The organism is Flavobacterium sp. TS_SC_5 (assembly GCF_056156265.1).
This window is the reverse complement of sequence record NZ_CM149588.1, coordinates 601,903-623,184: the sequence shown is the minus strand read 5'-3', so window position 1 is coordinate 623,184 and position 21,282 is coordinate 601,903. Positions and strand designations below refer to the sequence as shown.

20 protein-coding genes are annotated in these 21,282 nt (G+C 34.2%); 13 read left to right on the top strand and 7 right to left on the bottom strand.

Features of this window, described 5'->3' with window-relative positions; translation table 11 throughout:
- Nucleotides 1–136: 136 nt before the first annotated feature.
- The gene (locus AC0J6S_RS02770; protein ID WP_474955335.1) at nucleotides 137–514 is read right to left on the bottom strand and encodes a heavy-metal-associated domain-containing protein; all 378 of its coding nucleotides are present in this window, start codon (nucleotides 512–514) and stop codon (nucleotides 137–139) included.
- A 109-nt stretch (nucleotides 515–623) separates the two neighbouring features.
- On the opposite strand from AC0J6S_RS02770, the gene AC0J6S_RS02765 reads away from it, so the two are divergent.
- Nucleotides 624–1,490, top strand: coding sequence for a DMT family transporter (locus AC0J6S_RS02765; protein WP_474955334.1), 867 nt, complete (start codon nucleotides 624–626; stop codon nucleotides 1,488–1,490).
- 82 nt (nucleotides 1,491–1,572) lie between these two features.
- Here AC0J6S_RS02765 and AC0J6S_RS02760 read toward each other — a convergent pair whose 3' ends face one another.
- Both AC0J6S_RS02760 and AC0J6S_RS02755 read right to left on the bottom strand, forming a co-directional pair.
- Nucleotides 1,573–3,621: a M16 family metallopeptidase gene (locus tag AC0J6S_RS02760; protein WP_474955333.1), complete on the bottom strand. Its 2,049-nt coding sequence runs from the start codon at nucleotides 3,619–3,621 to the stop codon at nucleotides 1,573–1,575.
- 11 nt (nucleotides 3,622–3,632) lie between these two features.
- Entirely contained in the window at nucleotides 3,633–4,958 is a 1,326-nt protein-coding gene (locus AC0J6S_RS02755) for a M16 family metallopeptidase (protein ID WP_474955332.1), read from the bottom strand.
- Between the two features lie 237 nt (nucleotides 4,959–5,195).
- Between AC0J6S_RS02755 and rplU the strand changes: the two genes are divergently transcribed.
- Both rplU and rpmA read left to right on the top strand, forming a co-directional pair.
- Nucleotides 5,196–5,831, top strand: a complete 636-nt coding sequence (gene rplU, locus AC0J6S_RS02750) for a 50S ribosomal protein L21 (protein ID WP_474955331.1) — start codon at nucleotides 5,196–5,198, stop codon at nucleotides 5,829–5,831.
- Nucleotides 5,832–5,865: 34 nt separating this feature from the next.
- The gene (gene rpmA / locus AC0J6S_RS02745) at nucleotides 5,866–6,132 is read left to right on the top strand and encodes a 50S ribosomal protein L27 (protein ID WP_026709571.1); all 267 of its coding nucleotides are present in this window, start codon (nucleotides 5,866–5,868) and stop codon (nucleotides 6,130–6,132) included.
- Nucleotides 6,133–6,254: 122 nt separating this feature from the next.
- Here the strand turns inward: rpmA and AC0J6S_RS02740 are convergent, their stop codons facing one another.
- The 3 genes from AC0J6S_RS02740 to ahcY all read right to left on the bottom strand — a co-directional run bounded on the left by AC0J6S_RS02740 (nucleotide 6,255) and on the right by ahcY (nucleotide 8,733).
- A complete protein-coding gene (locus AC0J6S_RS02740) occupies nucleotides 6,255–6,593 on the bottom strand; it encodes a DoxX family protein (protein WP_474955330.1) in 339 nt (112 codons plus the stop codon).
- A gap of 7 nt (nucleotides 6,594–6,600) precedes the next feature.
- Nucleotides 6,601–6,939, bottom strand: a complete 339-nt coding sequence (locus AC0J6S_RS02735) for a DoxX family protein (protein ID WP_474955329.1) — start codon at nucleotides 6,937–6,939, stop codon at nucleotides 6,601–6,603.
- Between the two features lie 477 nt (nucleotides 6,940–7,416).
- Nucleotides 7,417–8,733: an adenosylhomocysteinase gene (gene ahcY / locus AC0J6S_RS02730; RefSeq protein ID WP_474955328.1), complete on the bottom strand. Its 1,317-nt coding sequence runs from the start codon at nucleotides 8,731–8,733 to the stop codon at nucleotides 7,417–7,419.
- A 251-nt stretch (nucleotides 8,734–8,984) separates the two neighbouring features.
- Here ahcY and AC0J6S_RS02725 point away from each other — a divergent pair, with 251 nt between their 5' ends.
- The 10 genes from AC0J6S_RS02725 to AC0J6S_RS02680 all read left to right on the top strand — a co-directional run bounded on the left by AC0J6S_RS02725 (nucleotide 8,985) and on the right by AC0J6S_RS02680 (nucleotide 20,789).
- Nucleotides 8,985–9,614, top strand: coding sequence for a 4'-phosphopantetheinyl transferase family protein (locus AC0J6S_RS02725; protein WP_474955327.1), 630 nt, complete (start codon nucleotides 8,985–8,987; stop codon nucleotides 9,612–9,614).
- 36 nt (nucleotides 9,615–9,650) lie between these two features.
- The gene (locus AC0J6S_RS02720) at nucleotides 9,651–10,367 is read left to right on the top strand and encodes a phosphoglycerol geranylgeranyltransferase (RefSeq protein ID WP_474955326.1); all 717 of its coding nucleotides are present in this window, start codon (nucleotides 9,651–9,653) and stop codon (nucleotides 10,365–10,367) included.
- 4 nt (nucleotides 10,368–10,371) lie between these two features.
- On the top strand, nucleotides 10,372–11,001 hold the full coding sequence (gene pnuC / locus AC0J6S_RS02715) for a nicotinamide riboside transporter PnuC (protein ID WP_474955325.1): 630 nt from the start codon (nucleotides 10,372–10,374) through the stop codon (nucleotides 10,999–11,001).
- Entirely contained in the window at nucleotides 10,956–13,094 is a 2,139-nt protein-coding gene (locus tag AC0J6S_RS02710; RefSeq protein WP_474955324.1) for a DUF4301 family protein, read from the top strand. Before pnuC ends, AC0J6S_RS02710 begins: the two co-directional genes overlap by 46 nt.
- Entirely contained in the window at nucleotides 13,082–13,483 is a 402-nt protein-coding gene (gene arfB / locus AC0J6S_RS02705; protein ID WP_474955323.1) for an alternative ribosome rescue aminoacyl-tRNA hydrolase ArfB, read from the top strand. The genes AC0J6S_RS02710 and arfB overlap by 13 nt, the downstream gene beginning before the upstream one ends.
- Nucleotides 13,484–13,720: 237 nt before the next feature.
- Nucleotides 13,721–15,874: a TonB-dependent receptor gene (locus tag AC0J6S_RS02700; protein WP_474955322.1), complete on the top strand. Its 2,154-nt coding sequence runs from the start codon at nucleotides 13,721–13,723 to the stop codon at nucleotides 15,872–15,874.
- 421 nt (nucleotides 15,875–16,295) lie between these two features.
- Nucleotides 16,296–16,547, top strand: coding sequence for a hypothetical protein (locus tag AC0J6S_RS02695; RefSeq protein WP_474955321.1), 252 nt, complete (start codon nucleotides 16,296–16,298; stop codon nucleotides 16,545–16,547).
- Nucleotides 16,548–16,588: 41 nt separating this feature from the next.
- Complete coding sequence (locus AC0J6S_RS02690) at nucleotides 16,589–17,287, top strand: GLPGLI family protein (protein WP_474955320.1); 699 nt, start codon at nucleotides 16,589–16,591, stop codon at nucleotides 17,285–17,287.
- Nucleotides 17,288–17,329: 42 nt separating this feature from the next.
- Nucleotides 17,330–18,064, top strand: coding sequence for a GLPGLI family protein (locus AC0J6S_RS02685; protein WP_474955319.1), 735 nt, complete (start codon nucleotides 17,330–17,332; stop codon nucleotides 18,062–18,064).
- Between the two features lie 55 nt (nucleotides 18,065–18,119).
- The gene (locus AC0J6S_RS02680) at nucleotides 18,120–20,789 is read left to right on the top strand and encodes a TonB-dependent receptor (RefSeq protein ID WP_474955318.1); all 2,670 of its coding nucleotides are present in this window, start codon (nucleotides 18,120–18,122) and stop codon (nucleotides 20,787–20,789) included.
- Here the strand turns inward: AC0J6S_RS02680 and AC0J6S_RS02675 are convergent, their stop codons facing one another.
- The gene (locus tag AC0J6S_RS02675; protein WP_165152021.1) at nucleotides 20,790–21,203 is read right to left on the bottom strand and encodes a Rieske (2Fe-2S) protein; all 414 of its coding nucleotides are present in this window, start codon (nucleotides 21,201–21,203) and stop codon (nucleotides 20,790–20,792) included.
- Between the last annotated feature and the right edge of the window lie 79 nt (nucleotides 21,204–21,282).

Below are 21,282 nucleotides of genomic sequence, written 5' to 3'. Positions count from 1 at the left end.
TATAAGACATTTAAGTACAAATAAGCTCATGAGTACTAAATTCCGAGCTTTCTAAAAGGACCTTCAATGACTTCTATGGTAAAAAAAAGCATCCCCATTAAGAGAATGCTTTGAATTAAAAAATGTAAAAGTCAATTTACGACTTCGTATTCGAAACTTTGTATGTTTTACCATCAGCTGCAGCTTCTACAACTGTTGTCAGTTTTGCTGGTGTTTGAACTGTTTTGTCAAAAGTTACTGTGGCTAATTTTGTATCAAAATTTACCGTTGCTTTTTGGACACCAGCTAGTGCGGTTAAATCCTCTTGAATTGTTTTGGCACAACCTACTGCGCATGTCATTCCTTCTATAGAGAAACTCGCTGTTTGAAGATTGGCAGCTGCGATTTCCTTTTTTACTTTTGGAGCTTCTGTAGTTGGAGTTTCTTTTGCAGCCATCTCTGTTTCTTTTTCCTTACAGCCTACAAATAAAACACTAGTAAGTACTATCGTTACGATTGATTTTTTGATATTCATTATGAAGTATATTTTAAAGATTAAAAGCGTTTTTATCTTTCGCAAAATTAATTAAAAAAACAAGGACTAATTCATAAAATAATTACAATTTTGGGGCAAAATTATTTTTATGGAATCAAAGCAGTTAAAATGGGTATACTTGATGGTTCTTGCCTTAGTTTGGGGAAGTTCATTTATACTGATAAAAAAAGGATTAATAGGTTTAACAGCTTTACAATTGGGATCGTTGCGAATCATATTTGCAGCTGTTTTTTTAGTGTTGATAGGATTTAAAAGTTTGTTTAAAATTCCGGCACATAAATGGAAATACATTGCCTTGACTTCTTTATTCGGGACATTTATTCCGGCTTATTTGTTTGCGATTGCCCAAACCGAAATTGACAGTTCAGTGAGTTCTATTTTGAATTCTCTGACACCCTTGAATACATTAATTCTGGGCGCTTTAGTTTTTGGATTGCAATTCAAAAGAAATCAGATTTTTGGTATTCTAATTGGTTTAATAGGAAGTGCTTTGTTGATTTTGAACGGCGCAATTCATCATCCGGAACAAAACTATTATTATGCTATTTTGGTTCTAATAGCATCCATCTGTTATGCCGTCAATGTCAATTTAATCAAAAAATATTTGCATGATTTGAGTCCGTTGAGCATTACGACAGGAAATTTTATGGTGTTGTTTTTTCCGGCATTCATTATCTTGTTTTTCTCCGGATTTTTCGAAGTGGTGCACGATGTTAAGGTGCAGGAATCGATTGTATTTATAATGATTCTTGGGGTTGTGGGAACTGGAATTGCGAATATTTTATTTTTTAAACTAATCCAAATGTCTTCACCTGTTTTTGCTACTTCAGTAACGTATTTGATTCCTGTAGTCGCTTTTTGCTGGGGATTATTAGATAATGAAATGCTGACGCCAGTTCAGTTTTTTGGTGCTTTTATCATTTTAATAGGAGTGTATTTATCGGCCAAGAAGTAGCAATTAATTTGAAAAGTTTAAATACTATAAACAATAAAGGCTGCCCAAATGGACAGCCTTTATTTGTTAATTCAAATTTTGATTATTGAAAATCAGCATCGGTAACACCTTCATTGATTTTTACATCAGACATTTTTATATCCAATTCAAAACCTACATTTTGGATGATATTAAAAGGAACTTTAACTCCTTTTACTTCTTTGTAATCTGCATAATTTGTAGTTTGTGTGATACTTTGACCACCTTGTTCTACTACTTTAGATTCGGCTAATTTCAAACCAGAAGTTACATCATAATATAAAGTAGTTTTTCCGTTTTTAATGGCATAAGCGTCTTTTCCATTAATTGACTCGATAGTTTCTAGTGTTAAACCTTGTTTTTTAGAAAGAGATAATTCTTCAAAAGGTGTTGCAGCTGCTCTCATGTCAGTAAGTATCGTTCCTTCAATGTTTTGACGTTGCCCTTGTTGCATTACGTAAGCTCCTTTTTCATTTACTACTTGTTTCATGATGCTCATCGTTCCCATAGCCAATTCAACCATAAGTTTTCCTTTAGCATCAATTTTAGATGTAAAATTTAGTGGAGAAGGCGCTTGTGGAATTGTTGTAGTTCCGGTCATTGCGATTGTTTTTACTGCCAAAGCCGCTTTTTCGCCACCAATAGCTTTGATGTAATTGTCAATAACACTTTTAGCAGTAACTCCAGCTGGAACCGGTTTTTTGAATTCAGGTTTAGCCGTTGGGTTTCCGTATTTATCGAAATATGATACCGGGAATTTTAATTTTTCTAAACTAGGAGCTACATCAGCTGCTTTTCCTACAATTACAATTCTGCTGTTGTCCGCTAAGAAGTATTTATTGGCAACTCTCAAAATGTCATCTGCTGTTACAGCACTGATGTTTTTGATATAGTTTTCGTAAAAATCAGCCGGTAAACTTTGTGTTTGAATTCGCAAAGCATATCCTGCTACCGTTTGTGGTTTTTCAATTTGCATTACAAATCGTCCAATGTAACCTGCTTTTACGCTGGCTAACATTTCATCAGTCACTTTCTCTGTTCTGATTTTCTTAAATTCTTTGAAAATCTCAACAACTGTACTATCTGTTACGGCATTACGAACTTGTGTAGAAGCATTGAAAGTAGAAACGCGTTTGTCCCCGTAAATGCTAGTTCTAGCACCATACGTCCATCCGTGAGCTTCTCTTAAATTCATATTAATGTAACTATTAAAGTCACCGCCAAGGATTTGGTTTGCAACTAACACAGCAAAATAATCAGGATCAGTCATTTTAAGATTTGACATATTTACCACAGCGACTTCTGATTGAACCGCATTTGGCATGTCAATAAAGTTGATTTGTGTAGCAGAAACATCTTTTGGGTCGCTGTAAGAAATCGAAGGTGCAGATGCTTTTTTCCATGAACCAAAGAATTTCTCTACCATTTTTTTTGTTTCGCTGAATTTTACATCACCCACAATTATTAGGTAAGCATTACTTGGAACAAAATAAGTATTGTAATTCGCTTTTACATCAGCAAGAGTTACGTTTTTCAAAGTAGCTTCGCTTACATATTCACCAGCAGGATGGTTTTTTCCATAAGTCAAAACATCCACAACTCTTGCTGCTACTGCTGAAACGCTTTTTTCATTTGCTTTTAAGCCTTCAATAAGTTTTGTTTTTTCTTTGTCAAATTCCTCTTGGGTGAAATTTGGGTTTAATGCACCATCAGCCATTAGTTCTAAAACTCTTCCAGAATATTTAGATAATGCGTTTGCTGAGGCACCATTAGAACTAAAATTGATGTTGGCTCCCAGAAAATCTACTTCTTCATTGAAAGCTGTTTTAGAAATTTTAGTTGTTCCGCTTCCAATTAAAGTACTGGTCATGTCAGCGACACCTTTTTTGTCGCCTTCAGCGTACGGGTCGTTGTCTAAAGTAAGACTGAATGATACTCTTGGTAATTTATGGTTTTCAACTACCATAACTTTCAAACCATTTTTTAATTCAAAGGTTACCGGTTTTCCAATTTTTATAGTTGGAGCTACGCCAGGTTTTGGCTGAGGGATGATTTGTCCTTGCATGATTACTGTTAAGAACAAGCTTGATAAAATTAATATTGATTTTTTCATAATGATATATCTTAGTTTTGAGCTTTGTCTTTAGATGGAACATAATCCAAAACTAATCTTTGGTTTGGATTTAAATATTTCTTGGCAACATCTCTGATTTCCTCACGAGTGATAGAATGGTAGATTTCGATTTCAGTGTTGATTAAGTTTACATCACCGTACAACAAATGATAAGAAGCCAAGTTGTCAGCAATACCGTCAATGGTTGAGTTGCTGTTTACGTATTGGTTTTCGAATTTGTTTTGTAATTTTTGTAAATCTTTTTCAGAAAGTAATTCTGTTTGAAGTCTCACAATTTCCAAGTCAATTTCCGCAAGGATATTCTCTGCAGTGTTTGGAGCTTGTGGCAATCCGTAAATGATGTAGCTTCCATAATCTTCTTGGTTGTTGCTAAAAGCACCAATCTGCAAGGCCATTTTCTTATCGTCAACTATTTTCTTGTATAATCTTGAACTTTTTCCATCACTTAATATAGAAGAAATCATGTCTAATACTCTAGCGTCTCTGGTTTTCATAGAAGGCGTTCTATACGCTGCTACGATTGCAGGAATTTGGATATTGGCATCTTCAAATTTTGCTTTTATGGTTTGAGTGATTGGTTCTTCAACAAATTTTTCTCTTTGGATAGCAGCTCCTTTTTTGATAGGTCCAAAATATTTTTGAATCCATTCTTTGGCTTGTTCATTTTTAAAATCACCGGCAACAATTAAAACAGCATTATTAGGAATGTAAAATTTCTTATTGAAAGCTTGGAATTCTTCTAATGTTGCAGCGTCTAAATGGCTCATAGAACCAATAGTTGCCCAGCGGTACGGGTGTTTTGTAAAAATATTCTTTTTTACTTCCGCTAAAAAGTTTCCGTAAGGCTGATTGTCAACACGTAATCTTTTTTCTTCTTTCACCACTTCGTTTTGAGTATCAACACCAATTTGATTGATTACGGGGTGTAACATTCGTTCTGCTTCCATCCACAAACCTAATTCCAGGTTGTTAGAAGGGAAAACCTCATAATAATACGTTCGGTCATCAGTAGTGTTAGCATTATTTACACCACCGTTTCCAGTTACAATCTTAAACCACTCACCGCGTTTTATATTTTCGGTTCCTTCAAATAGTAAATGTTCAAAAAAGTGAGCAAAACCAGTTCTTTCCGGATTTTCGTCTTTGGCACCTACGTGGTACATTACTGATGTAATAACAGTAGGAGCAGATGGATCATTGTGCAAAATCACATGCAAGCCATTGTCTAATTTGTATTCCTCAAAAGCTACTTTCTGCGCTGAAGCGACTCCTCCTAGCATAAACAAAGCACCTAAAGCCATTAATGAATTTTTCATAAGGTTAATAATTTTGTTGATATGTACGGTTAGTAGTGCTTTTAGATTTTTGTTACATCAAAAGTAGTTCGGTGTGGGAAATTTAACACTAGTTTATCATGTTCTTTCGTAAATTTGGTTCAAAAGCTTCTCAAATAAGGAATTCTGACGTAAAAAATATTTTTTTTATTCAACAGATTGCTAGGTAAATATTTAATTGTATATTTGCAACCTTAAAAATTATTAAAACAATTCAGTATGTATGCAATCGTAGAGATAGCAGGGCAACAATTCAAAGTAAGCAAAGACTTAAAGGTTTATGTTAACCGTTTGATTAATGAAGAAGGTGCAAAAGTTTCTTTTGACAAGGTTCTTTTATTAGATGACAACGGAACTATCACTTTAGGCGCCCCAGCTATAGAAGGTGCTTCAGTAGAAGCTAAAGTGTTACAACACTTAAAAGGAGATAAAGTTATCGTTTTCAAAAAGAAAAGAAGAAAAGGATACAAAAAGAGAAACGGTCACAGACAATATCTTACTCAAATTGTAATCGAAGGTATTTCTGGATCAGATACTAAAAAAGCAACTCCAAAGGCTGAAAAAGTAGCAGATTCAAAAGCGCCAAAAGCAGCAAAAAAAGCTGATGATTTGAAATTAATTGAAGGAGTTGGTCCTAAAGCAGCAGAAGCGTTGGTTGAAGCTGGTATTACTACATTTTCCAAATTAGCTAAAACAAGTGCTGATGCAGTAAAAGCAATTTTAGAAGCATCGCAATCTCAATTATCTCATTTAGATCCAACTACTTGGGCTCAACAGGCACAATTAGCAGCTGATGGTAAAATGGATGAATTAAAAAAATTACAAGATGAATTAAACGGTGGTAAAGCTGTTTAATTAATTTATTAACAAAATATAAAACTAATACGTCATGGCTCACAAGAAAGGTGTCGGTAGTTCTAAGAATGGTAGAGAATCAGAATCAAAACGTTTAGGTGTTAAGATTTTTGGTGGTCAAGCTGCTATTGCTGGGAACATCATCGTAAGACAAAGAGGTTCTAAACACAATCCAGGTGAAAATGTTTACATCAGTAAAGATCACACACTACACGCAAGAGTAGATGGAGTTGTTAAGTTCCAAAAGAAAAGAGATAACAAATCTTATGTTTCTATACTTCCATTTGAAGTTGAAGCATAATTGATTTCTTCAGTTAATAAAAAACCCGTTTCGATTTATTTCGAAACGGGTTTTTTATTTTAATTTGAAATCTGATTAAATAGTATTTTAGTGACAGATAAATAAAACCATTTCGAATAGATTTACATTAAAGTTCTATACAAAATGTAGGTGTTAAGTACGAAATAAAAAAACGCTGGTAAAGATATTAATAAAGAATCTTTCATCTTGATGCGAACTCCAGTGCCAAGAAGCATCAACAAAGCAAGCCCTCCTGAGGCCAGAAGCAAGATAGTGTTGTTCTGAATGCCAATAAACAAACCAATAGCTCCCGCCAATTCTAAAACAGCTGTTAATGGACCAAATTTCTCAAGTCCAAATCGCTTAAACTCATTTTTCATATTCGTTGATACAAAATAAGCTATTCCGTAAATAAGAAAAGAAGTTGCTGAAAATAAAATAAGTAAATCTAGGTAACTCATATTTTGATTATTTGGAAGCGAATAATGCCACAAAAAGTGATAAGGCTAAAAGTAATAAAGAAGGAAGGTGCTTAATCCAAGGGTTTTTTGCCTTGAAATGAAAATACTGTGCGGATGCCATTAAAAAAGCCATCAAAAGTGCTGGGACAAGCACAAGAGCCGGATACCATATTCCAGTTATTAATAATGTTGCTAATACTATTTTTGACGCGCCAACTATGGTTCTTGTCAGATCGGAAAGTCCGTATTGTTTAAATTCTTTAACGATGTTATCAAATCTAAAAATCCAAACATAACCTACAGACAGTGCTATTACAAGTTGGGCGATAATGGTATAAGTATTCATAGTTTTATTTTTAAGGTTTTTACAAGCGTTATATGTAGTTCTTCAAACAAAGAAATTCTTTTAAATTTTCTAAGTAATCAAAGATACCATAAACTTAAATTAGAACTGGGTTGTGGTGTATATTTCTTAGGAAATAATGTTTGTTGATTAATAGTTAGCTTCAGATTTAGCTGAGGTTACCATAATTTGCGTTTAGAATAAGGTAGACTTTTCCTATGAAAGTTAGTTTGTCATTGAGATGTGCACAACGGTAATGTTACTAAAATCGCATCTCAGTGTTTTTTTTAATTATGGTATTTAGTATCAGTTTGTTATCGTTGCATTATTACTCTTTGGTTTAGGGTATTTTACTTCAATTAACCCAAAACCGCTTTTCTAATGCAATTTTTAGAGAATAAAAACAAAAAACCCTTGCTCCCGAAACTTCGGGACTGCAAGGGTTTTAAAAATTTAATAATCTAAAAATCTAATTTTAGACTAGTATCTGTAATATTCTGGTTTGAATGGACCTTCAACTGGAACACCAATATAATCCGCTTGATCAGAACGTAAAGTCTCTAATTCAACACCTAATTTAGCTAAGTGCAACATTGCTACTTTCTCATCTAAATGTTTTGGTAACATATATACGTCATTATTGTATGCCGCGCTGTTTTTCCACAATTCGATTTGAGCAAGAGTTTGGTTGGTAAATGAGTTACTCATTACAAAACTTGGGTGACCTGTAGCACAACCAAGGTTTACTAAACGACCTTCAGCCAAGATAAGAATGTCTTTTCCAGCGATAGTATATTTATCAACTTGTGGTTTGATTTCAATTTTTGATGCACCGTGGTTTGTATTCAACCAACCCATATCAATTTCATTATCAAAATGCCCGATGTTGCAAACGATAGTTTTGTCTTTCATTTTTTCGAAATGAGAACCCAAAACGATATCTTTATTTCCGGTCGTAGTAATGATAATATCAGCAGTTGCGATAACTGTATCTAATTTTTTTACCTCAAAACCGTCCATTGCAGCTTGAAGCGCACAAATTGGGTCAATTTCTGTAACCGTAACAATAGAACCAGCACCTCTAAAAGAAGCCGCAGTTCCTTTACCCACATCACCGTAACCACAAACGATTACTCTTTTCGCAGCAAGCATAATATCAGTTGCACGACGAACCGCATCAACTGCTGATTCTTTACAACCGTATTTGTTATCAAATTTCGATTTAGTAACTGAGTCGTTCACGTTGATTGCCGGCATTGGTAATGTTCCCGCTTTTACTCTTTCGTATAATCTGTGAACTCCTGTTGTAGTTTCTTCAGATAATCCTTTGATTCCAGCAACTAATTCCGGGTAACGGTCAATAACCATATTGGTCAAATCTCCACCATCATCAAGAATCATGTTTAATGGTTTTCTGTCTTCACCAAAGAACAAAGTTTGCTCAATACACCAGTCAAAATCTTCCTCATTCAAACCTTTCCAAGCATAAACTTGAATTCCTGCAGCAGCAATTGCAGCAGCAGCTTGATCTTGAGTAGAAAAAATGTTACAAGAAGACCAAGTAACTTCAGCCCCAAGCGCAATTAAAGTTTCAATCAAAACCGCAGTCTGGATTGTCATGTGCAAACATCCTGCAATACGAGAGCCAGCAAGTGGTTGTTCGTTTTTGTATTCTGCACGAAGCGCCATTAAACCTGGCATTTCAGCTTCTGCTAATTCAATTTCTTTTCTTCCCCAAGCCGCTAGAGAAATGTCTTTTACTTTGAAAGCCACAAAAGGCATAGTTGTAGTACTCATTTATAGTATATTTGTAATTGTAAATTTTTTGCAAATTTACGTAATAACTTTAGAATTTAACTGTTTTCTAAAAGATTTGTGAATTGTTTAATTCGCTAATCTTTTGAACATTAACTAAATAATTTCATGAAGCTGATCTTGTTTCAGTTTCTGGAGCTATTTCCCGTTATTCGCTATATCTTTTTACACGCTAAAAAGCGTGAAAAAAGGATGCCGCTACTACCGGGGCTAAAAAACGAAACCAGAACACGATGCCGCTTTTCAAAACTATAAATATTAATTCTAGAACTCAAATTCTCGTTTGGAAAGTAACCGAATCCTATGGGGAATTATTAGAACAAGTCGTCTTAAACGACAGCAATCGGCTCCGGCTCGACGGAATGAAGTCTGAAATGCATCAACGCGCTTTTCTTAGCGTGCGCAAATTATTGCAGGAAACGGGGCATACGGATTTAGATTTGTATTACGATGAATTCGGCAAACCGCATCTTCAAGGAGAAAAGCACATTTCGATAACGCATTCGCATAATTTTTCTGCAATTATTATTAGTGATGAAACCGCAGGAATTGACATCGAATTACAACGGAACAAAATTACCCGAATTGCCGATAAATTCTGTGATTCGGAATTTCAGTTTTTAGATTTGGACAATGACGAATACATCAAGAAATTAACGGTGATTTGGGGCGCTAAAGAAGCTATTTTCAAAATTAGAAACGAAAAAGGAATCAGTTTTAAAGATCATATCAAAGTGAATTGCTTCGAATTAGAAAGTAAACAAACTATCGTCGAACTTCATTTTAATAGTTTGATAAAAGACTTCAAAATCCATTTTGAAGAAATAGAAGAATTTACTTTAGTATACGCCTTTGAAAATTAAAACAAACCACAAATTAGCGAATTAGCGGTAAAACTTATGGAGAACCTGTACAACCAAATAATACAATCCAAAACTAATAACCAAAAATTATTAGCTATCCTTCTTGATCCTGATAAAATTGATTTGAACACTGTTACAGAACTAATTTCAAAAATAGAGCAATCGCCAGCAACGCATATTTTCATCGGCGGAAGCCATGTCACAACAAATATTCTAGACAAATTGATTATAATAATCAAGCAAAATTGTAATTTACCAATCGTTCTTTTCCCCGGAAACCCATCCCAAATTTCAAACAAAGCTGATGCTATTTTGTTTTTGTCATTAATCTCTGGTCGCAATCCGGATTATTTAATTCAACATCAGGTAAAAGTAGCACCCATTTTAAAACAAACCCAACTCGAAATTATTTCCACGGGATATATTTTGATTGAAAGCGGAACTGAAACCGCTGTAGAAAGAGTCAGTAAGACCAAACCTTTAAATAGAAATAATCTTGATTTAGCATTGGCTACGGCACAAGCAGGAGAAATGTTAGGTAATAAATTGATTTATCTGGAAGCGGGAAGTGGCGCTAAACAAGCTGTTCCGTTAAAAATGATTGTATTAGTCGCTCAAAACATCGAAATTCCGTTACTTGTTGGTGGCGGAATTGTAGATTTGCAGGGAATTCAAAAAGCTTATGATTCTGGGGCTGATTTAGTAATTATAGGAACTGCTTTTGAAAACAATACTAACTTTTTTAACGCATAAGTGAATGATTGACTATTTTTTTTCGCAGTACAGCGAATACCCAACACTAGATATTATATTGGAAATTGTTGCTGTTGTTTTTGGATTATTAAGCGTTTGGTATGCCAAAAAAGACAATATTTTGGTTTTCCCAACAGGATTAGTAAGCACGTCTATATTTGTGTACTTGCTTTGGAAATGGATTTTATGGGGCGATATGATGATCAATGGCTATTATTTTGTGATGAGTATTTATGGTTGGTACCATTGGACTCGGAAAAAAGGTGATATGGAAGAATTCCCAATTTCAAAAATTTCAAGTTCAGAAAAACGAATTGCGATAATTCTTTTTATATTTACCGTCGCCTTTGTGGTTTCGGTCTATCATTATTTCGGAAAATTTACCACTTGGTACGCGTATGTAGATACATTTATAACAGGGGTTTTCTTTGTGGGAATGTGGCTCATGGCCAAAAGAAAAGTAGAAAATTGGGTGTTTTGGATTATAGGAGATGTAATTTCTATTCCGTTGTATTTTGCAAAAGGCTATACTTTTACCAGTTTTCAATATTTAGTATTTACCGTAGTTGCCATTTTTGGCTATTTAGAATGGAAGAAAATCTCAGACAGCTCTCCAACGGAGCTACAAAATTAATTAAAATAGCTCTATTTGGCCCCGAAAGCACTGGTAAAACTACTTTGGCCAGACAGCTTGCGGAATATTATAAAACCGAATGGGTTCCTGAATTTGCACGGGATTATCTGCAGGAAAAATGGGATTCAAGTCAGCAAATATGTACTATTAATGACATGATTCCTATTGCTTATGGTCAAACTAAATTAGAAAACGAGCGAACGCTGATTGCCAATAAATATCTTTTTTGTGATACGAATTTAATGGTGACCAAGGTTTTTTCTGAGGTATATTATAACTATTGTGACCCTTTGTTGCATGAAGCGGCTTGCGAACATGAATACGATTTGTTTTTTCTTACAGATATTGATGTGCCTTGGGAAAGAGATGATTTAAGAGACAAAGCCGAGGGGAGAAAATCTGTTTTTGCGGTTTTTATGCAATCTTTAATCGATAATAGTAGACCATTTATTACACTTTCAGGAAATAAGGACTTGCGACTCAAGAAAGCAGTTACTATCATCGATGATTTGACAAAAGCGAAGGAGTTAGGGTTTTCTTCCCTTGATTTTGTGCAAATTTATAACCATGAAATTCCTTTTGAAAATATTGTTGAGCAGTTAGATTTTTTTAAAAATGAAATTCCTAAAACGGTATTAATTGAGCCGGCATCCATATCAAACGGGATTTTAAAATTATCAAAAGATCAATTTCAGGAAAAAGCGAACTATTTTGATGATCATAAATCAAGATTTATACTTGAAAAATTTGTTCCAGCTTCAGGAGCTGCTTCAAGGATGTTTAAGTTTTTAAGTGTTTTTTTAAATGAATTTGATATTGAACGAGAAACAATTAATTCTTACATAAACAGGAGAAAAGATAATGATCTCGCCGTTTTTATAGTTGGAACAGATCGTTTTCCTTTTTTTAATGAGGTGTTTGAAAAGCTTGTTTGTGAAATTGAAAATTTTGAAGATTTAGAGCGGGATTACAAAAATTATTATTTCATCAGTTTTTTATTGTCGGCTCAATATTTTAATTATGCTAATAAACCCAAAGGGATTTTACCGTTTCATAAATATGCAGAGAGCATAGCAAGCCCAATAGAAGAACATTTGTATGAATGTGGTTATTATGCAAGTTCTAATGGTAAGTCATTGTTGCATTTTACAGTTTCCGAGGAGCATCAATCTCAATTTGAGAGTATTATAAAAGTGGTGCGTAGTGAGGTTGAAAAGGAGACTGGCACTGTTGTGGATGTTACCTATTCTTTTCAAAACAAAAGCACAGATACTTTAGCGGTAACACTTTCTAATGAGCCTTATTATAATGGAAATGGGGAACTGGTTTTTAGACCGGGAGGACATGGAGCTTTAATTGGAAATTTGAATAGTTTAAACTCTGATATTATTTTTATAAAAAACATTGATAATGTAATTCAAAATAATAACGAAGTAATAGCCGTTTATAAAAAAGCATTAGGGGGAATATTGGTAGAAACGCAACAACAGGTTTTTTCTTATTTGGAAGCAATTGAGTCTGATTCTTTGAAAGAAGAATCTATTGCAATTGTAGTTCGATATTTACAAGAAAATCTTTTTGTTGTAATAGGGGATGATTTTTCCAGTTGGTCACTTGATGCCAAGATTAATTATATTAAAAATAAATTAGACAGACCTATTCGTATTTGTGGAGTGGTTAAAAATGAAGGAGAACCTGGTGGAGGGCCATTTTGGATTCATAATGATAAATACGGTGTTTCATTACAAATTGTTGAATCTTCACAAGTAGATATGAATAATGAGGAACAAGTAGCAATTATGGCTAGTGCTTCGCATTTTAACCCAGTTGATTTGGTTTGTGGTATTCGAAATTATAAAGGCGAAAAATTTGATTTAAGTCAATATATTGATAAGAACAGTGGGTTTATCGTAGAGAAAAACACTGCTGGTAACGTTATAAAAGCCTATGAATTACCAGGATTATGGAATGGGGCTATGGCAAATTGGATTACATTATTTGTTGAGGTTCCTTTGATCACTTTTAATCCAGTGAAAACGGTAAACGACTTATTAAAAGACCCTCATCAACGTAGCAAAATATGGAAAATCTAGCTTTACTTTCTGAGTTACAATATAAAGCGGTTCGCAGCAGTGGTGCTGGAGGCCAAAATGTTAATAAGGTTTCGTCAAAGGTGGTTTTGTCGTTTGATTTAAAAAATTCTAGAGCTTTATCTGATGAAGAAAAAGCATTATTAGTAATAAATTTGTCCAAAAGATTAACAGTTGATTTGATTTTGATACTTAACTGTGATGAAGACCGCAGTCAGTTTAGAAATAAAGAAATTGTGACCAAGCGATTTTTGGAACTCATTAAAAATGCATTGTTTATTCCAAAAGAAAGAAAGCCTACCAGAATTCCTAAGTCTGTCATTAGAAAGCGAATAAAGGATAAAAAAAATGTGTCTGAGGTTAAAAAGACACGCAGAAAACCTGATTTTTAAAATTTATTCCAATTCATAATTTATAATTCACAATTTATAATTAGTTTTGCGCTGTCTCAAAGGGGTGCTCCAAATAACGAGCTGAGATTATACCCAACGAACCTGAACAGGTAATGCTGTTAAGGGAAAAAATGACAAAAAAATAGCGTGCACACTACTTTATTTGTCATAGGAAACAATCATTTTTTAATTTAACAAAAAGAATAATTCCCCCTTTTATTCGTAATCTTTTTACGGATGAATACTTTATTTTATTTTACAAGCCGCAAAGGCGCAAAGGCGAAACTATCAAACATACTTTCGATTCGTCTATTTTCTATTTTCTTTTCTCTATTTTCTTTTCTCTCTTTTGCTCAAGTAAAAGACACTACGAAATTAAACCAACTTGATGAAGTCTTGGTGTCAGCGGTGCGGGTTACGACAAAAACGCCGGTTAGTTTTAGTAATTTAGGTAAAAAGGATATCAAATTCCGAAACTTAGGACAGGATATTCCTATTCTGATGAATTATTTACCATCAGTTGTTACGACCTCTGATGCTGGGAATGGCGTGGGATACACCGGAATTCGGGTTCGTGGTAGCGATGCAACACGTGTGAATGTTACCATCAACGGAATTCCTTACAATGATTCTGAAAGCCATGGAACTTTCTGGGTGAATATGCCTGATTTTGCATCTTCGGTGGAGAGTTTACAATTGCAACGTGGCGTTGGGACTTCCACTAATGGAGCCGGGGCTTTTGGGGCGAGTTTAAATATGTTGACGGATAATTTTGCCAAAGATAGCTCGGGTGAAATCTCAAATTCGGTGGGCAGTTTTAATACCAGAAAACACACGGTAAAATTCAGTACGGGTTTGATGAATGATCATTTTGAAATTGCGGGACGTTTATCAGCTATTAAGTCAGATGGGTTTGTAAATCGTGGAGCTTCTGATTTGAAATCGTATTTTCTGCAGGGAACGTATGTGGGCAAAACGACTTTGATAAAAGCATTGGTTTTTGGTGGGACCGAAAAAACGTACCAGTCTTGGAACGGAATAGACGGCGAAACGTTACAAAATGACCGAACCTATAATTCAGCTGGTGCTTTTACGGACGAACAAGGGAATGCTCGTTTTTATGACAATGAAACCGATAATTACCAGCAAGATCACTCACAGTTGCTTTGGAATGAAAAAATATCTGACAACTGGAGTACGAATTTTGCGTTGCATTACACAAAAGGCAAAGGATTTTATGAAAACTATAAAGAAGATGCTGATTTTGCCGATTATGGATTACAGCCCGTTGGTGCAGTTTCAACAACGGATTTAGTGCGTCAGAAATGGTTGGAAAATGATTTCTACGGAACTACTTTTTCTGCTAATTATAAGGATGAAAAACTGGATGTGATTTTTGGTGGTGGTTGGAACAAATATGAAGGCGACCATTTTGGAAAAGTGATTTGGTCACGAAATGCTTCTCAGAGTGAATTGGGAGATCGCTATTATGATGATTATGCCAATAAAACCGATGGGAATATTTTTGCCAAAGTCAATTACCAAATCACGGAGCAATTAAGTTTATTTGGAGATTTACAATATCGATCAGTAAATTATGAAGCAAATGGCGTTCAACCAACACTTGTGGATGACACTTTTAATTTCTTTAACCCAAAAACAGGATTAACCTATACGATCAACTCTGGAAATTCTGCGTATTTATCTTATGCCAGAGCCAATCGTGAACCAAATAGGAGTGATTATGAAGGCGGAAATGTAAAGCCAGAAAAGCTGAATGACTTTGAATTAGGTTGGAGATACGTTTCGGAAAAAGTACAATTAAATACGAATGCGTATTATATGGCCTATAAAGACCAATTGATTTTGACAGGGAGTTTAGATGATGTAGGTGCTCCAATACGCTCTAACAGTGAAAAAAGTTATCGTTTAGGACTGGAAGTTGATGCCACAATAGCGTTGACAGATCAATTGATTATTCGTCCTAATTTTACTTTGAGTGCTAATAAAAATACGGATTTAGCGGTAGAAGGTCAGGATTACGGCACAACAGATATTGCGTATTCGCCATCAATTATTGCGGGAAATATTTTGGTTTACACCCCTATTGAAAATCTTCATATTTCATGGATGCAAAAATTTGTAGGCGAACAATACAGGAACAACATCGAACTGCCGGCAGCAAAATTGGCTGATTATTTTGTCAATGACTTAAATGTTGCCTACACTTTTAAACCTAAATCCATCTTCAAAGAAATTGTGTTGACGGGTTTAGTGAATAATTTTTTAGATAAGAGATACGTTTCTAACGGATACATGTATGATATCTATCCTTACTATTACCCACAAGCAGGAATTAATTTCTTGGTAGGAATGACGTTGAATTTTTAGAATAATGATTTACTTTTAATGAAGAATCCTGATGGTTTTACTGTCAGGATTTTTTAGTTACCTATTGATAGGAAAATGACTAAAAGCTGGTATTGTGTAGGCTTTTTAAATTCGTAAAATTGTATTCTTCCAATACTATTTACAAGATTATCTTTCTCTCAAAACCACACAATAACCGATTTAGTTTCTGACGAAATAAATAACCTGCTGGAATCAGCAAATGTCAATGCAAAAACTTTGTGAGTTGTAGTTACATTACGAGGATTTAGTTAATAACCATTTTTGAATGAGTTAAAAAAGAGCTTGAAAGCTAAAACTTGGTAATTTTTAGTTAAAAATGAAAGTAAATTCTTTAAATCAGTTTTTTTGATATTTGACTTGGTTAACCAAAAAAATAATATAAATTTAAACCAATTTAAAAATGAAGAAATTAGTATTTACCGCTTTAGCAGTGGTGGCATTTAGTGGAGCTGCAATGGCAAAAGAAAATGTTGTAATTCAAGAAGTTTTTGAATTTAATGAAGAGGTTGCGACTAAAGAGGTTTTTTGTAATTGTGAAGATGCACAGAGCTCGGCGTTCAATAAATGTAGGTCAAATAGATGTTCTTATTGGGATTCCTATTATTTTGGAGCAAGAGCTTGGGGAGATTGTATGGCAGAGCAATCATTTTAGTTTAATGGCTCTCTTTTAAAAGAGGCAAATTTTAGTAAAACATGAAATCAATTTATATCATAATATTATTTTGTTCCGTTTCTTGTCTTGGACAAATAAAAAACGGAACGATCGAATACGGCATTAATATAGAAATGTTAGAAGGATTAAAAGAGAATGGTCCATTCAAAAGATTATATTCTGAAGCTGTATATAACGCAAAAAATTTAAGTTTTAATTTAACATTTAATGGTCAAAATTCTATTTTTACTATAATTAATGGGGTTGTTGTAGGCGATAATAGTACTCAAAGCACCGTTATAGCATCTGGATATAAAGGAGCAGTTTATCAATCAAAAGAAGTTTCATATTCTGAAATTGAAAAGGGTTTCGGAAATTATTTATTAAAAAATGAACCTAGTGACTGGGTTTTGGTAAATGAAACTAAAGAAATTCAAGATTTTCTATGTTTTAAAGCTACTGCTGTGAAAACGATTATTAACGAAAATGGTACTTTTAAGTTTCCGGTTATAGCGTGGTATTGCCCAAAAATACCACTTGCGTTTGGACCAAATGGTTATGGAAATTTACCAGGCTTAATTTTGGAATTGCAGGTTAGAAATGTTCTTTTTGGTGTAAAAAAAATAGATCTAAATCAAACTAAAGCACCAGTATTAGTTAATATGAAAGACTACAAAATAGTTACAGAAAAGGAATTAGATGAAATAATGGAAAAGAAATTTAGAAAAAATAATTTTTAATATTTAAAAAAAGTTCTTTTTTAAATCTTTATTCTAAAATAAATGAAAAAATATTTGCTACTATTTTTGTTATTGGTAAATTTAGTTCAAGGTCAGTCAGGAAAGGTTCTTTATGCTATACAAGTTAGTCCATCTGCAAACAGCGTTAAAACGGAACAAAAAGTTTTTATTGAGAATTTATTAAAAAATGCCAATCTGCAAGAATTTCAATTATTATTTAATTCTTCAAGTTCTAGTTTTAAAAGCACTGAAAGTATGATTACTTTATCAGCCTATGAAGAGCAAATAAATACCATTGCAAAATTAGCATTTACTTCTGCAGATGAGATTTACTTTAACAAGAAAGAACAAATTGAATATATCAGAAAAGAAGATGGGCTGATAGTAAAGGATGAAAATTTATCTTCAAATTGGACTTTAACAACAAATTCAAAGTTAATTGGATCTTATTTGTGTTATGAAGGTATTTTAAAAAGAACTTTCATAAATAGACAGGGAGAAACCAAAATAGAAGAGATTATTGCTTGGTTTGCACCTCAACTGCCATATCCTTATGGGCCTAAAAATTTTCATGGATTACCAGGTTTAATTTTAGAATTACATGAGAAAAAAACTGTATATAGTGCGAAAAATATTGAACTTATAAGAGATGATCAAAAAATATACTTCCCAAAGGGCAAAGCAATATCCAAAGAAGAATATGAGAAAAAACTTGAATCTTCGCTGGGAGGTGTATTAATTGGTAAAAAACGAGAAAAAGAAAAAAACTCCCAATAACGAAAAAAATGCAAATCCTTTAAATCATTATTAGTGTAAATTAGAATTAATTTCAATGCACAAAACCCTTCTATTTTTTCTTTTGTATACAAGTTTAAGTTTCTCTCAATCGCGCTCCATCACAGGTGTGGTGGCTGAGGACAGTAACAAACCATTAGAGTCAGCAAACGTCCTTGCTAAACCCTTACAAGAAAAAGCAAGCTTAAAATTTGCTATTGCTGATAATAAAGGACGCTACCGCTTAGAGCTGGAAAAAGCAGTGAAGTATGAAATTACCGTTTCATACATTGGGTTTGTAGAGGAAGTATTTATCCTCGAGGCTGATGCTGTGGTTACTACACACGATTTTAAACTCAAACCTACCGGAGAAATACTCAAAGAAATTGTAATCAAACACGATTTCAAACCCATAGTGATCAAAAAAGACACGATGACGTTTGACGTTAAGAGTTTTGCAAACGGCAACGAACGCAAAATGAAAGAAATCCTCCAAAAACTTCCCGGTGTTGAAGTTGATAAAAACGGAGGAGTTACCGTACAAGGTAAAAAAGTCACTAAAATGCTAGTTGAGGGTAAGTCTTTTTTTGGTGGCGGCTCTAAACTTGCGGTTGAAAATATCCCGGCTGATGCGCTGGATAAAATTGAAGTTATAGATCATTTTAACGAAGTGGGTTTTATGAAGCAGGTTTCGGATAGTGATGAACTGGCCATTAATGTAAAACTCAAAGCCGATAAAAAGAAATTCGTTTTTGGCGATGTTGAGGCTGGTGCCGAAGTAGGCAATGCCGATAATGGTTTTTATCTTGCCCACGCCGCTTTGTTTTATTATGCTCCTAAAACGAACCTAAGTTTTATAGGCGATTTAAACAACATCGGAAAACGCACCTTTACTTTTGATGATTTAATGCGTTTTGGTGGTGGCATGAGCACTTTTCTATCGGGTCGAAAATCACTCACGAATTTATATTCTTTCGCCAATGACAACCAAGATGTGGTTCAGAATACGTCCCAATTTGGCGCGTTTAATTTTAGCCACGATACCTCATCAAAACTTTCTATTTCTGGCTTTTCTATTTTTTCAAAAGTGTTGACGGCATCGCAAACCGAAAGTAAAAATGAGTATTTGCAAAACAGTGCCATTGCTTTTGAAAACCGACTGCAAGATGGAACGAATCGCTCCGTTCTGGGAATTGGCAATATCAAACTCGATTATTCGCCTAGCGCTAAAGAAAAATGGTACTACAACGGACAATACCAGTCGAGTAATAATTCCATTTCAAACACCATCAACTCGATTACCAATGTGAATGCGAGTATTTTTGAAACACTCAACGAAGCTGATAATATCGCCATAAAACAATACATCGAGTGGCACAAAAGTTACAATCTAAAACACACAACTACTTTAGTAATCAATCAAGCATACGATTACAATACGCCACGAACCAACTGGTTTACTGATCAGCCTTTCTTGGCGGAACTAATTCCCTTGCAAGACGACAGTTCGTACTGCCTTGAACAAGTAAAAAATGTTAAAACCAATAGCGTTGATGCGCTTTTTAAACATTATTGGATTATCAATAATTTCAATCACTTGTATACCAATGTGGGGAATAATTATGGTAATTCCCGCTTAGAAACTACAGAGCAGCAATTACTAAGTAACGGAACCATCAATGATTTTGCTTTGGCTGGTTTTGGGAACTCGATAAAATACCAATTGAATGATGTTTATGTAGGTTTAGAGTACAAATTCAGAATAGGAAAATGGACCAATAAACCGGGATTGTACGCGCATTGGTATCATTTAACTACAGAGCAAAAGTCAGGAGAGCGAGCACTTACTAAAACACTTTTGCAACCACAATGGAACAGCGATTATGAGTTTAACAAATCAGAAACTTTAAGTTTTGTTTATAAACTAGAGAATAGTTTTCCGCAAGCTATGCAACTAGCCGAGCAGTTTACCTTGCAAAATTATAACTTGGTTTACAAAGGAAATGCCTTATTGCAAAACGAGCGCTACCACAACGCCAACCTGCGTTACACGAAAACTAACTTGTATCGTGGGATTACTTGGAACGCCATGGCGAGTTGGAATCAAAAAGTAAGAACCATCCGTAACGAAATTCAATTAGACGGTATCAATCAGTTTAATACCCCAATTTTAAGTGATAATCCCGAGACGAATTACAATGTAAACGGTTCTTTCAGCAAAAAAATATACCGTTTTAACTTGAGGTTCAATACTAATTTTAGTTGGTTTAAATATTTTCAAACGCTAAATAATACAGAAACTTTAAACAATAGAAACAATCAAAGAGTGGGTGTTGTCCTGCGTACTGCACATAAAAAATGGCCGGGTTTTAGTGTGGGATACAACAAAGGCTTTAGTCAGTTTTCTGGCTTGACCCAATCTCAGTTTCAAACCGATGCGATTACGTCTGATTTTGACATTACCATCGCAAAATTTTGGACGTTCAAATGCAGTTACGAAAATTTAAAAAATACCAACAACAACAAGCAAAGTAATTTTTACGACATCGCCAATACTTCGTTGCGCTATCAAAAAAAGAACAGTCCTTTTGGATTTGAGGTAATCGTCAATAATCTACTCGACAACAAAGTCAAAAACGATTATTCTTTTTCGGATTATTTAATCAGCGAGCGAACTACTTTTGTACTGCCGCGTGTATTTTTGTTCTCAGTGAGTTATAAATTGTAATTAATTATAAACCCGAAGCACATTTCCATTAACCTGAACTCGGTATTGTTTCAATGGGTATTGTAAAGGTCCTTGTCCGGTGAATAAGCTGTATTCAGAATTATCGCAGCCACAAACAGCATTTATACCATTTATGGTCATCGTAGAACAAGCGCTAATCGTTTGGTTGGGGCAAGCAGCATCAAAAGCATTGTAGCCGCTGCCAGTATTAAAAATAATCAAACCTCGTGCGCCTATTCCAGAAATATAAACTGCATTACTAACGAATTTCAAATTAGAATACGCAGGTAAATTCAGATTGACATCTATTGTGAAAGTATAATTTGGAACAAATGGATTAGAGTTGTTTATACCGGAATCACTACACGATAAAAAGAATGGAATAATAAGAAAAAGAAGTGCGTATTTTTTCATTTTAAAATAGTGTCAAAGTATTAGCGAAACAAATTTAATTTATTTAACTTTGAATTATATATGATTAACATATATTTAT